At 54.6% G+C, this 13,096-nt stretch carries 13 protein-coding genes; 4 read left to right on the top strand and 9 right to left on the bottom strand.

Translation table 11 applies throughout. From position 1 onward, the window contains the following. Positions 1 to 10: 10 nt before the first annotated feature. Positions 11 to 1,342, bottom strand: coding sequence for a glycoside-pentoside-hexuronide (GPH):cation symporter (locus OWK27_RS16695; protein WP_267590797.1), 1,332 nt, complete (start codon positions 1,340 to 1,342; stop codon positions 11 to 13). Positions 1,343 to 1,630: 288 nt separating this feature from the next. Here OWK27_RS16695 and yoaI point away from each other — a divergent pair, with 288 nt between their 5' ends. Continuing rightward, the gene (gene yoaI / locus OWK27_RS16700; protein ID WP_227009728.1) at positions 1,631 to 1,732 is read left to right on the top strand and encodes a small membrane protein YoaI; all 102 of its coding nucleotides are present in this window, start codon (positions 1,631 to 1,633) and stop codon (positions 1,730 to 1,732) included. Positions 1,733 to 1,752: 20 nt separating this feature from the next. Here yoaI and OWK27_RS16705 read toward each other — a convergent pair whose 3' ends face one another. The 3 genes from OWK27_RS16705 to yeaG all read right to left on the bottom strand — a co-directional run bounded on the left by OWK27_RS16705 (position 1,753) and on the right by yeaG (position 5,645). Then, on the bottom strand, positions 1,753 to 2,253 hold the full coding sequence (locus OWK27_RS16705; protein WP_267590798.1) for a YbaK/prolyl-tRNA synthetase associated domain-containing protein: 501 nt from the start codon (positions 2,251 to 2,253) through the stop codon (positions 1,753 to 1,755). 101 nt (positions 2,254 to 2,354) lie between these two features. After that, positions 2,355 to 3,638: a YeaH/YhbH family protein gene (locus OWK27_RS16710; RefSeq protein ID WP_267590799.1), complete on the bottom strand. Its 1,284-nt coding sequence runs from the start codon at positions 3,636 to 3,638 to the stop codon at positions 2,355 to 2,357. 72 nt (positions 3,639 to 3,710) lie between these two features. After that, positions 3,711 to 5,645 carry a protein kinase YeaG gene (gene yeaG, locus OWK27_RS16715; RefSeq protein WP_063449019.1) on the bottom strand — a complete coding sequence of 645 codons (1,935 nt, stop codon included), beginning with the start codon at positions 5,643 to 5,645 and terminating at the stop codon, positions 3,711 to 3,713. Positions 5,646 to 6,077: 432 nt separating this feature from the next. On the opposite strand from yeaG, the gene OWK27_RS16720 reads away from it, so the two are divergent. After that, the gene (locus OWK27_RS16720) at positions 6,078 to 6,824 is read left to right on the top strand and encodes a MipA/OmpV family protein (RefSeq protein WP_148419143.1); all 747 of its coding nucleotides are present in this window, start codon (positions 6,078 to 6,080) and stop codon (positions 6,822 to 6,824) included. A 64-nt stretch (positions 6,825 to 6,888) separates the two neighbouring features. Here OWK27_RS16720 and OWK27_RS16725 read toward each other — a convergent pair whose 3' ends face one another. Continuing rightward, entirely contained in the window at positions 6,889 to 7,773 is an 885-nt protein-coding gene (locus OWK27_RS16725) for a D-hexose-6-phosphate mutarotase (RefSeq protein ID WP_148419141.1), read from the bottom strand. Positions 7,774 to 7,847: 74 nt separating this feature from the next. Then, a complete protein-coding gene (gene gapA / locus OWK27_RS16730) occupies positions 7,848 to 8,843 on the bottom strand; it encodes a glyceraldehyde-3-phosphate dehydrogenase (RefSeq protein ID WP_006809136.1) in 996 nt (331 codons plus the stop codon). 341 nt (positions 8,844 to 9,184) lie between these two features. On the opposite strand from gapA, the gene msrB reads away from it, so the two are divergent. Next, positions 9,185 to 9,598 (top strand): peptide-methionine (R)-S-oxide reductase MsrB, encoded by a 414-nt coding sequence (gene msrB, locus OWK27_RS16735; RefSeq protein WP_176610595.1) that lies wholly within the window; start codon positions 9,185 to 9,187, stop codon positions 9,596 to 9,598. A 41-nt stretch (positions 9,599 to 9,639) separates the two neighbouring features. Next, positions 9,640 to 9,912, top strand: coding sequence for a YeaC family protein (locus OWK27_RS16740; RefSeq protein WP_148419137.1), 273 nt, complete (start codon positions 9,640 to 9,642; stop codon positions 9,910 to 9,912). A gap of 49 nt (positions 9,913 to 9,961) precedes the next feature. Here OWK27_RS16740 and OWK27_RS16745 read toward each other — a convergent pair whose 3' ends face one another. The 3 genes from OWK27_RS16745 to ansA form a co-directional block, all read right to left on the bottom strand. Continuing rightward, complete coding sequence (locus OWK27_RS16745; protein ID WP_267590800.1) at positions 9,962 to 11,215, bottom strand: glycoside hydrolase family 18 protein; 1,254 nt, start codon at positions 11,213 to 11,215, stop codon at positions 9,962 to 9,964. Positions 11,216 to 11,385: 170 nt separating this feature from the next. Then, positions 11,386 to 12,027: a bifunctional nicotinamidase/pyrazinamidase gene (pncA, locus tag OWK27_RS16750; protein ID WP_267590801.1), complete on the bottom strand. Its 642-nt coding sequence runs from the start codon at positions 12,025 to 12,027 to the stop codon at positions 11,386 to 11,388. Between the two features lie 9 nt (positions 12,028 to 12,036). After that, on the bottom strand, positions 12,037 to 13,053 hold the full coding sequence (ansA, locus tag OWK27_RS16755) for an asparaginase (RefSeq protein WP_032673734.1): 1,017 nt from the start codon (positions 13,051 to 13,053) through the stop codon (positions 12,037 to 12,039). Positions 13,054 to 13,096 lie beyond the last annotated feature (43 nt).

The raw sequence follows: 13,096 nt of genomic DNA on the forward strand, positions 1-13,096 counted from the left end.
ATGCGTCCTGTTAAATGGGGTGTTTGGCGAGATGGATGGATTTCATGGTGCTGTCGTCAAGCCTGTACCAGCGCAGCGTGGCGAACGCGCAGAGCGACAGTAGGCCGGGCACGAGGGTGAAGAGGGCGATGATGCAGTACATGGCCGTGGTGGTCTGTTCCGGGGCATTCGCCACATAGCCGCTTAAGCCCAGCGTCCAGCCAACAATCGCGCCGCTGATGGCCATACCCAGCTTGAGCACGGCGAGGAAGGTGGAGAAGATCACGCCGTCCATGCGCTTGCCCTGTTTCCATTCCCCGTAGTCGGCGACGTCTGCCATCATTACCCACATCAGCGTGGTGGTGGCCTGGTAAAGGGTAGAGACGATGAACGTCATGGGCACCAGGATCAGCACCGACTTAGGCGCAAAGAACAGGGCGATGCTGAACACGCCCGCCAGCACGGAGCAGTAGCCAAACATCTGCACTTTGCTGACGTTTTGCGTCAGGCGTTTGGCCAGCGCGCTGCCCGCGGCTTTGCCAAGAATATGCGCGCCGAGCATCCACATAAAATAGCTGGCGCTGCCGAGATAGTAGGTGACGAAATACATCATTGCGCCAAGGCGAATAACGCCAAAGCCAATATTGGTTAATACCAGGACGGCGACCACGCGCCACTGGTCGTTACGCAATAAATCCCGCAGCTCCGCAAGATAATTATTGTGGGTCGCGGGGGCGTTAATACGTTCACGCGTGTTGGCGAAGCAGATCCAGAACATCACTACCGCGACGGTTGCCATTATGGCCATCGCCCAGCGATAGCCCAGTAATTTATCGTCGCCGCCCAAAAATTCCGCCAGCGGCATCATAAAGAATGTCGACAGCGCGCCGCCCAGCGTGGCCAGGAAAAAGCGCCAGGACTGCAGGGAAATTCGCGCGTCGTTGTCGGGGGTAATGACCGCGCCCATGGAGCAGTAGGGAATATTAATAGCGGTATACATCAGCATCATCAGGGTGTAGCTGACGGTGGCGAAAATCATTTTACCGTGCAGGTCGAGCGACTCCGGTACGGCGTAGGTCAGCAGGCAGCTTGCGCCAAAGGGCAGCGCCAGCCACAGCATCCACGGACGAAATTTTCCCCAGCGGGTGCGCGTCCGGTCTGCGATATAGCCCATCGCCGGGTCAATAATGGCATCCGCCGTTCGTGCCAGTAAAAACATGGTTCCCACGAATGCCGCGGGTAATCCCACCACATCCGTATAGTAAAACGTCAGAAAAATAATAACGTTATCCAGCCCAATATGGCTTGCCATATCGCCTAACCCATAACTGATTTTTTCTTTACGGGTAATTTTCTCGGTCATTGTAATCACCTTGCCAGTGTAAGGTTTATTATTGAGGTGCTCCGTTAAACAGGTTTAACCACGGGGAAAAGGTTAACAATTGCGAGATCTGGCATCGGGGTTACGTAAATTTCTTTTCGTGATACCGGTAACAAATAAAGCGTTAAAAGAGTGACATTGCGCGGCGGAGGATAATTATCCAGGAATCGTTTCAGCCAATAAAACGTCATTTAGCTGACGCATCACCGTCATTTAACCGTCACCGGGCGGGGGTAAAAAAGAGGTATTCAGGGCAAAGCAGAGCGCATCATGAACGATCCCATGTTTGTTGAAACGCTGATTATCTCCTCATCGTTTTTCGTCATCGCCATTATTCTGATCGCATCCGTGCTGTTGCTGGAAAACGGCTGACCCTTAGCCAGCCGCATAAATTATCCTTTACGGAACGTCACCCGTTCAGGGCGGGCAATACGCAGATAGTCCTGGGTATCCATAACCACCGACTTTTCCAGCAGGCCGGCGTTAAAGGCGATCTCGTCGAAGCGCTCAAACAGCAGCGGGTCGGCGACCAGCGTCAGATCCGGGTGAAAGCTGAAGGGGGGAATGGCGCCGAAAACGCAGCCGGTAAGCGCATCCACTTCCGCCGGGCTGGCGAGTGAGGCTTTCAGCCCACCGAAATGGCTCGCCAGCCGGCTTAAATCGGCCTGCAGATCGGCGGCGAGGATCGCCAGCACGTGTTTTTTTACGCCGTTGCCTTTCACCTTACAGACCAGCGCTTTTGCACCCTGCCCGAGAGCGGTTCCACGAATTTCACTGACTGCTTCGCATTTCCCGACCGCTTCATGCTCGATCACGCGAAAGCGCGCGCCCTGCTCGGTTAATAAGCTGATTAGCTGCTGATGGGTAGTCATCCCAATAACGTCATCAGACATAACGAATTTACCTGTAAGTTGCCACTATGCAGCTTGCTACCTTAGCACGGGAAGGAGAGGGTCGAAAGAAGACGGCCAGCGGGTTTTCGCTGGCCGTTGAGTCACGCATTGCTGGTGGATGACTGTTTCTGGAACAGTTCCCGGAAGACCGGATAGATGTCATCCTGGTCACGTATGTGCTGCATCGCGAAGTTATCGAACATCGATTGCAGATGCTCATATTCACGCCACAGCGTCTGGTGGGCGCGATGGGTAATTTCAATGTAGCTGTAGTAACGCACCACCGGCAGAATTTTCTTCGCCAGAATTTCATGACACAGCGGCGAGTCATCCGCCCAGTTATCGCCATCAGATGCCTGCGCGGCGTAGATGTTCCACTGCGCCGGATCGTAGCGCTCCTTCACCACCTCATCCATCAGCTTCAGGGCGCTCGACACGATGGTGCCGCCGGTCTCCTGCGAGTAAAAGAACTCATGCTCGTCCACCTCTTTCGCCTGAGTGTGATGGCGAATGTAGACCACCTCCACGTTCTTATAGGTTCTGCTCAGGAACAGATAGAGCAGGATATAAAAACGCTTCGCCATATCCTTGGTGGCCTGATCCATTGAGCCTGACACGTCCATCAGGCAGAACATCACCGCCTGGCTGGAAGGCTCCGGACGTTTTTCGTAGTTTTTGTATCGCAGGTCGAAGGTGTCGATGAACGGCACGCGGTCGATCTTCGCCCGCAGTTCGGCAATCTCTTTACGCAGGCGCTCCTCTTCCAGCAGCTGCGCCGGTTCCGTGTTTTCCACCACTTTCAGGCTGGTTTCCAGCTCGCGCAGCTCGCGTCGCTTACCTGCCGTCATTGCCGTGCGTCGCGCCAGCGAGTTTTGCAGCGAACGTACGACGCTGATGTTGGCGGGCACCCCGTTTGCGGTATACCCCGCGCGGTGCGTTTTATATTCGTTGAGCTGGCGGTGCTGATTCTTTTTCAGATTCGGCAGGGCCAGATCTTCAAACAGCAGGTCAAGATATTCATCTTTAGAAATCTGGAAGACGAACTCGTCCTGGCCCTCACCGTCCTGGCTGGCCTGGCCCTGACCGCTTCCGGAACCGCCGCCTCCGCCTTGCGGACGCTCGATTCTGTCGTTCTGGACGAAGTGGTCGTTACCTGGGTGGACGCGATGGCGCAGGCCGCCACGCCCCTGATGAAACATCGGTTCGCTGATGTCATCGTTGGGGATGGAGACGGATTCGCCGCTGTCGACGTCGGTCACCGAGCGTTTGTTGATGGCCTCGGAGATCGACTGTTTAATTTGCGATTTATAACGACGCAAGAAGCGCTGGCGGTTAACCGTGCTCTTGTTTTTGCCGTTAAGACGCCGGTCAATAAACCAGGTCATATACCCCCCGTACTGCATTTGCCAACTAGCATTTGTCGGCCCGGTATGCGCGAGCGCTACCGGGCACTTGTTTTAGGACGATTTACGCACGCGCAGATACCATTCGCAGAGCAGGCGTACCTGCTTGCGGGTGTAACCTTTCTCCATCATACGGTCGACAAAATCGTCGTGTTTTTTCTGCTCGTCGGTTGAGGTTTTGGCGTTAAACGAAATTACCGGCAACAGCTCTTCGGTATTGGAGAACATTTTCTTCTCAATGACCGTGCGCAGTTTTTCGTAGCTGGTCCAGTTCGGGTTGCGTCCGTTGTTATGCGCTCTGGCGCGCAGGACAAAGTTCACAATCTCGTTTCGGAAGTCTTTCGGGTTGCTGATCCCGGCCGGCTTCTCGATTTTTTCCAGCTCGGCGTTAAGAGATTCACGGTCAAACAGCTGGCCGGTGTCCGGGTCGCGATACTCCTGATCCTGGATCCAGAAGTCAGCATAGGTGACGTAGCGGTCGAAGATGTTCTGACCGTATTCTGAATAGGATTCCAGATAGGCGGTCTGGATCTCTTTACCGATGAACTCCGCATATTTCGGGATCAGGTAGCCTTTCAGGAACTCAAGGTAGCGTTCAGCCTGCTCCTGCGGGAACTGCTCGCGCTCGATTTGCTGTTCCAGCACGTAGAACAGATGAACCGGGTTGGCGGCCACCTCCGCATGGTCGAAGTTAAAGACGCGGGAGAGGATCTTAAACGCAAAACGCGTCGACAGGCCGTTCATCCCTTCATCGACCCCGGCGTAATCGCGGTACTCCTGGTACGATTTCGCTTTCGGGTCGGTATCCTTCAGGCTTTCACCGTCATATACGCGCATTTTGGAGTAGATACTGGAGTTTTCCGGCTCTTTCAGACGCGACAGGATAGAGAAGCGCGACAGCGTTTCCAGCGTTCCCGGCGCGCAGGGGGCATGCATCAGCTCGCTGTGGTTAAGCAGTTTCTCGTAAATCTTGATCTCTTCCGAGATCCGCAGGCAATAAGGCACTTTGACGATGTACACGCGGTCAAGGAACGCCTCATTGTTTTTGTTATTACGGAAGGTGACCCATTCAGATTCGTTTGAGTGGGCAAGGATAATGCCGTTAAACGGCAGGGCGGAGATACCTTCCGTGCCGTTGTAGTTCCCTTCCTGGGTAGCGGTCAGCAGCGGATGCAGCACCTTGATCGGCGCTTTGAACATCTCGACAAATTCCATTATCCCCTGGTTGGCGCGGCACAGCGCGCCGGAATAACCGTAGGCGTCCGGGTCGTTTTGCGCGTGATGCTCCAGCTTACGGATATCGACTTTACCCACCAGCGCCGAGATATCCTGGTTGTTCTCGTCGCCGGGTTCGGTTTTGGCGATGGCGATCTGCTCAAGGATTGACGGCCAGACTTTGACGACGCGGAATTTGGTGATATCCCCGCCAAACTCGTGCAGACGTTTCGCCGCCCACGGCGACATGATCGTGCCGAGATAGCGATGCGGAATGCCAAACTCTTTATCCAGAATCTGCGCATCTTCCTGCGGGTTAAACAGGCACAGCGGATGGTCATTCACCGGGCTGCGTTCGCCGTTGGCGCTCAGGACATAGATCGGCACGCGCTGCATCAGCGCCTTCAGCCGTTCGGCCAGCGAGGATTTACCACCGCCAACCGGGCCCAGCAGATAGAGGATCTGTTTCTTCTCTTCCAGCCCCTGAGCGGCATGCTTCAGGTAGGAGACGATCTGCTCTATGGCATCTTCCATACCATAGAACTCTTCGAACGCCGGATATCGGGCGACTACCCGATTCGAAAATAGACGGGAAAGCCGTGGCTCCAGGGCAGTATCAACCATGTTTGGCTCACCAATAGCCATCAATAGCCGTTCTGCCGCATTGGCATAGGCACTGCGATCTTGCCGACAAATGGTAAGAAACTCCTGCAGTGTGAACTCTTCGTCCTTGGCAGCTTCGTAGCGCTGGCGATAGTGATCGAATATATTCATGGCATGCCGTCCTTTCGTTTTTTAGCACAGGATAAGAGCCGTTCGTATGAGTAGTGGAGGCTCCCGGAAGAGAATTTCTCGCACCTCACTGCCAGAGCAGCAACCTGTGTGCCAGGTCGAAGGCTAAGAACCGCAGGGTGTTCAGCAAAACCTCTTCTTAAATTAAAGCGTAGATGGCAATTGCAAAACTTGCATACGCATAAAATCTACTTTCAATGACATATCAATAACTCATCCAAAAATTTCCACTGCGCGTATAAGGCGAAAGTGGGTTTTTCATTTATCGGTCACATAAATGAAAGCGGGTTGTCATCTGAAAAATGAAAAATAACGGGTTAATCAAACTGATTAGCGCGCAAAAAATTTTGGGATGTGCGGGATTGGCGGTTACACTTCTTCCGCTGATTATTTGACTACAGGAAAGAATGGATTGTGACCAAACTCAAACTTCTGGCATTGGGCATCCTTGCCGCTACCGCAGCGAGCACCGTACAGGCTGAAGGCCAGTGGACGGTTGGCGCGGGTGCTGGCGTGATTAACAGCCCGTACAAACAGTATGACCGCGACGTATATCCTGTCCCCGTTGTCACCTATGAAGGCGATAACTTCTGGTTCCGTGGACTGGGCGGCGGTTACTATCTGTGGAACGACACGGCAGATAAGCTCTCCATCATGGCGTACTACGATCCAACGCACTTTAAGCCGGGCGACAGCGACAGCAATGCGCTTCGCCAGCTGGACAAGCGCAGAAGCTCACTGATGGCGGGGCTTTCTTACGTGCATAACACCGAGTATGGCTTCCTGCGCACTGCGCTGGCGGGCGATACGCTGGATAACAGTAACGGCTTCATCTGGGATCTGGCATGGCTTTATCGCTACACCAACGGCGCGGTGACCCTGACGCCGGGTATCGGCGTGCAGTACAGCAGCGAGAATTACAACGACTACTACTATGGCGTCTCTAAAGATGAGTCTCGCCGCAGTGGCCTGAAGAGCTACAGCGCGGATGATGGCTGGGATCCGTACCTGGAACTCACCGCGTCCTATAACTTCCTGGGTGACTGGAACGTATACGGTACCGGTCGTTATATCCGTCTGAGCGATGAAGTGAAAGACAGCCCGATGGTCGATAAGTCCTGGGCGGGCATCTTCTCTGTGGGTGTAACCTACAAGTTCTGATCGGAATGCTATGCATTAAAACGGGGCGCTTGCGCCCCGTTTGTTTTTTCAAGCTTCAGAAAAATCAACGCTTCACAATCTTAATCGTCTGGCCTAAGCGGGACGGTTTTTCTTCGCTGGTTTTCTGCGGGGCAGTCACGCACGCCGTTTCCACGCAGACAAAGGTCTTGTAACCGTCGTCCGGAATATCCGCCATGCTGACGGAAAGGGCCGGGCCCGGGTTCCAGCCCACCACGTTGCTGTGGTGGTGATGAACCACTTCGATTCCGCGGTTCAGGGCGCTGTCGTGGATCATGCTGCAGGCTTCAGGGTGCAGGTAAACGCGGTCGGTACGGTCCGGGAAGGTCTGCACGCCGTCGTCCAGTTTGCCTTCTTTCGCGTTATCCACTTTGTCGATAAAGGTATCGCCAAGGCCGCTAACCTTAACCGCCTGGATATCACCCACGTTGAAATAGGTGTGCAGCGCGGAGGTGGTTTCGAACTCGCCGTGCGCCTCCAGCTCAATCTCACAGGTTTTACCCAGCTTGAAGCGGGCATACAGGGTGAACTCGTGCGGCCACAGGGCGCGCGTTTCCTCATTCGCCTGTAGCTCAAAGGTCAGCACCGCACCGTTGTCATCGTCGTTGTGCGCCTTCAGCGTCCACTGCTGGTTACGGGCGAAACCGTGAGAGGGTAGACCCTGCTGCGCGGACGGGCCAAACCATGGCCAGCAGATCGGTACGCCGCCGCGGATCGCCGCGCCTTTCTTAAACGAGGTGGCCTCGCTCAGCCACAGGCCTTCTTCTTCGCCTTCTGGTTTCCAGGAGAGCAGGTGGGCGCCATTGAGCGCCACGGAGGCTTTCACGCGCGGATGGTCAACGACAATAACGTCGGCACCGTCAATCTGACGGCGGGAGAGCACAGGGGTAAGTTGTTCGACTACCGGAAGTGCAAATATTTTATTAATCATTACGCAATCCTCTGTCTAAAAACAATAAAAAAGGCGACCGAAGTCGCCTTTTAGGATCAAGAACTCATCTCAACTTATTTGGAGATGTGAGCGATCAGGTCCAGTACTTTGTTAGAGTAGCCAGTTTCATTGTCGTACCAGGAAACCAGTTTCACGAAGTTGTCGTTCAGTGCGATACCTGCTTTAGCATCGAACACGGAAGTGCACACTTCGCCGTTGAAATCGGTAGATACAACGTCGTCTTCGGTGTAACCCAGAACGCCTTTCATTGGGCCTTCGGAAGCAGCTTTGATTGCTTTCTTAATTTCTTCATAAGAAGCAGCTTTTTCCAGACGAACGGTCAGGTCAACAACGGATACGTTAGGAGTTGGAACGCGGAACGCCATACCAGTCAGTTTGCCATTCAGTTCTGGCAGTACTTTACCTACTGCTTTAGCAGCACCGGTAGAGGATGGGATGATGTTCTGAGCCGCGCCACGGCCGCCGCGCCAGTCTTTGTGAGACGGGCCATCAACGGTTTTCTGAGTAGCGGTGGTAGCGTGAACGGTAGTCATCAGACCTTCGATGATGCCGAAGTTGTCGTTGATAACTTTAGCCAGCGGTGCCAGGCAGTTGGTGGTGCAGGATGCGTTGGAAACGATGTCCTGGCCAGCGTAAGTTTCGAAGTTTGCACCACGAACGAACATTGGGGTGTTGTCTTTGGAAGGACCAGTCAGAACAACTTTCTTCGCACCCGCAGTGATGTGTTTACGTGCAGTTTCGTCGGTCAGGAAGATACCGGTAGCTTCAGCTACAACATCAACACCGATTTCGTTCCATTTCAGGTTAGCTGGGTCTTTCTCAGCAGTAACGCGGATGGTTTTGCCGTTAACAACCAGGTGGCCGTCTTTCACTTCAACGGTGCCGTCGAAACGACCGTGAGTTGAGTCGTACTTCAGCATGTACGCCATGTATTCAGCGTCCAGGAGATCGTTGATACCAACGATTTCGATGTCAGAACGTTTCTGAGCAGCACGGAAAACAATACGGCCGATACGGCCAAAACCGTTGATACCTACTTTGATAGTCATATATTCCACCAGCTATTTGTTAGTGAATAAAAGGTTGCCTGTAAAATTACAAAAACCTTACGCAGCGTCAAGCGGAATCGTGTCAATCATTGCGACAAATCAATCCTGTGACTAACGTTTGTGCGACTGACTCGCCTCACTTTCCCTTTGAGCTAGCAACCACATGGGGGCTGCGCCCGGAATTTTAAAGGCCTCGCAGGATTAAAATGTGAAACAGATCACAATTGCCTGACCGCCTTTTCGCGACACATAAGTTTAGAACAAAAGTGCACGCGCGGGTGTTAATGTTTTGTTAGAATCTGGGTTAAAAGATGTCTGTTTCAACAGCGAGATGTAAGCATATGTCGAACCAACGTAACCCCGACGATTTGAAAAAAAACCTCACGGAAATGCAGTTTTACGTGACGCAGAATCACGGCACCGAGCCGCCGTTTACCGGGCGTTTACTGCACAATAAGCGGGAAGGCGTCTACCACTGCCTGGTGTGTGATGCACCGCTGTTTAACTCCCAGACCAAGTATGACTCTGGCTGCGGCTGGCCAAGCTTCTACGAGCCCGTCAGCGACGAGGCGATCCGCTACCTAACGGACTCCTCCCACGGGATGGTGCGCACTGAAATTCGCTGCGGGAACTGTGATGCGCATCTGGGCCACGTCTTCCCGGATGGCCCCCAGCCAACGGGCGAACGTTTCTGCGTAAATTCGGCCTCCATGAGCTTCACCGATGACGAAAACGGCGACCAGACCAAAGGTTGAAAAAACGATTCAGCAAATTATTCCTTTGTAAGGGAGAAATCGTGAATATTGATGACATGATTGCGGGAATGACCCCGGAGGTTTATCAGCGTCTGGTAACGGCCGTTGAGCTGGGAAAATGGCCGGACGGGGTAGCGCTGACGCCGGAGCAAAAAGAGAACAGCCTCCAGCTGGTGATGCTGTGGCAGGCGCGCAACAATACGGACGCGCAGCATATGACCATCGACACTAAAGGGCAGATGGTGATGAAGAGCAAGCGCGAGCTGAAAGAAGAGTTTGGCATCACGCCAAAGCCGATTGCGACGTTCAAATAACGCCCCTGAACAGGCCGGGTGAGCCCTCGCGCCACCCGGCACAATCCAGCTAGTGCTTAATCCCTAACGACGCTGCCAGCTGCTTCGCGAGCCGGTTTTCGTCGTCGGCCCCGTACTCCCAAAACATTGCGCCTGCCAGACCTTTCTCTTTGATGTAGTCCGCTTTGATGGCAACGGAACGCGGATTTTCATAAGAGATAGCAAACAGATCCTTCCCGTCTGCACCCTTCACGGAAAGCCACGGCACCTTCGCCTGGTCGTCCCAGCGTTCGGTAAAGCGCTTTTGCGGGTCGTTCAGCAGCTTCTTAACGATATCGTTGTATTTCACGTAGGTGTCTTTGGTCAGGTCATAACCGAGTGAGCGGAACAAAGCGATCTCCCGAGGGCCGAAGTAAGGCTGCGTCACCGGTTTTTTTTGCGCATCGGGCTTGCTCCAGTCAATGCCCGGCTCAACGGACCGTTTTGGCACGCGCCCGTAGAAGCCAATCCCGAGGTTCATCTGCTGCGGCTTCAGGCCAGCGGCCAGATAATTGTTCACCACAAAATCGACGCTGTATTTATCTGCTGCCGCCACGGTCGGCCAGTCGCTGGAGTCATACAGGTTCGCGTTAAAATACTGCGTGCCGTACGCCATGTCGTAGGTCATCAGGTTGATGTAGTCGAGCAGCGGCGCAATGGCCTTAACGTCAATCCAGCTTTTCGGACTTTCCGCATTCGCGCCCACCGCAATGGTGACCAGCTTTTTCTTGCCGAACGCGTCACGCATCTCTTTTAGCAGCGCGGTGAAGTTATCCCGGTCGGCAGGTGAGCTTTCCACCAGGCCCCACGCGCCGTTGACCGGAAATTCCCAGTCGAGATCGATACCGTCCAGGCCGTACTTATCGACGATCTCCTGCGCGGAACGAATAAACACCGCGCGGGTCTCTTTCGTCGCCGCCGCGCCAGAAAAGCCGCGCGCCCCCCAGCCGCCCACGGAAAGCAGAATCTTAATGTCAGGGTTTTGTTTACGAAGCTGAGGGATCAGCGCCAGGTCGGACGCCACCTTCGGGGATAACCAGATTTGATGCAGCTTTGTCGGATCTTTCAGCGCGGCGTTGGTTTCGTCTTTCTCGCTGTTATAGACCAGACCAAACGAGTAGTTCAGGTGGGTTATCTGGCGGACATCGAGTTTATTAATATCGCCGCCTGGTCCTGCGGTGACGTCACCGCCGCCGTTGAAGTAGCCCACGGACATCAGAGGTGCGGCAGTAGCAACCGACGCGCAAAGCAGGGGTAGAGCTGCCAGCAAGGGCAAACGTTTCATAGGTGTTCCTCTTTGACTAAACAAAAATAACCACGCCACAGAAAAGGCGTGGCGAAAAAACAGCCTGAAAAGAATACCATTACCGTTTCGCTGGTGATGCGAGGGAGTTCACTTTATGGGAGATAGAGAGGAGAGTGCCGGGTAAGCGCTAGCGCCACCCGGCAAAAGCATCAGGCCTGCGTTTCCAGCCAGTCGGCCAGCGTATAAAGCGTTGCGCCTTCGGCAGCCATGTCCATAAACGCCTGGGGGCTGTCCTGCGGCAGAAGGTTCACCCCGCGACAGCCGTCGGTAATGACGCTAACCGTGTAGCCAAGCTGGAGCGCGTCGAGCACGGTGAACTTCACGCAGTAGTCCGTCGCCAGCCCCAGCACGATCAGCTCCGTGATTTCGTGATGGCGCAGCCAGGCGTCGAGCGCCGTTTTCTGACGATGTCCGTTATCAAAAAACGCGCTGTAGCTGTCGATAAGCGGATCTTCGCCTTTATGGAACACCGCGTCGATGGCCTTCTGGTTCAGCAGCGGATGCAGCTCTGCGCCTTCCGTTTGCTGAACGCAGTGATCCGGCCAGAAGGTTTGCGCCAGCCCGTCGAGTTCGCCCTGAGTGAAAGGCTCAACGCTATGCTGGCTGGCAAAGCTGCCGTGGTTTGCCGGATGCCAGTCCTGACTTGCGACCACCGCTTCGGCGCGGGTTTTGCACCAGTCAATCAGCGTGTTTGCCACGTCCACGGTGCTGTCACCTTCGGCGACGGCCAGCGCGCCGCCCGCACAAAAATCATTTTGCAAATCGACCAGTAACAGGGCGCGTTGCTTCATGGGAACTCCTTATTCGTCCGGCGTCAGCTCACCGCGCAGGTTTTGCATCATCGCGCGGCGAATGGAATCTATATCCAGATCCTGACTCAGTAAATAGTGAAGTTTAGTCAGGGTTGCCTCAACGGTCATATCGAAACCGCTGATAACGCCCGCGTGCGCCAGGGCATTACCGGTGGCATAGCCGCCCATGTTGACCTTACCGGACATACACTGGGTGAGGTTGACCACCACAATTCCGCGATCGCTTGCCTCCTGTAGCTCCTTCAGGAACTCACCGTTTTGCGGCGCGTTACCCACGCCATAGGAGCGCAGGATCAGCGCCTTCACCGGCTGGCGCAGGAAGTTGCGCACCACGTCGGCGGAGATGCCCGGATAAATCGTCACCACGCCAATCGGCTGCGGGGTGATCGGGTGAACAATCAGCTCGCCCGCGGTGTTTGGCGCAGGCGGCGTGCCCAGACGACGGATATGGATACCCGCCTCCAGCAGCGGCTGCAGGTTCGGTGAGGCAAACGCGTCAAAGCCGTCGGCGTGCGCTTTGGTGGTGCGGTTGCCGCGGTAAAGGCGGTTGTTGAAGAACAGCGACACTTCGTTGATCGGGTAATTGGCCGCAACGTAGAGGGAGTTAAGCAGGTTGATCTGCCCGTCTGAACGCAGTTCCGCCAGCGGGATCTGCGAGCCCGTCACGATGACCGGCTTGCTCAGGTTCTCCAGCATGAAGGAGAGCGCCGAGGCGGTAAACGCCATGGTGTCGGTGCCGTGCAGGATCACGAAGCCGTCGTACTGGTCGTAATGGGCTTTAATGTCATCCGCAATATGCTGCCAGTCTTCCGGCGTCATGTCGGAGGAGTCCATCAGCGGCTCGTATTCGTGGATGGTGAAGTCCGGCATTTCCGGGCGATGGAATTCGGGCATCAGCGCCAGCTGGCGCTGCAGGTGGCCGGAAACCGGGATATAGCCATTTTCAGAGCGCTGCATACCGATGGTACCGCCGGTATAGGCGACATAAATTGATTTCTTCTGCATGGTAGTGAGTTCTTGTTCTTCAAAAGAAAAAAATCCCCTCTTC

The sequence above is a fragment of the Enterobacter cloacae complex sp. 2022EL-00788 genome (assembly GCF_026627565.1).
GTDB classification, from domain to species: domain Bacteria; phylum Pseudomonadota; class Gammaproteobacteria; order Enterobacterales; family Enterobacteriaceae; genus Enterobacter; species Enterobacter pasteurii.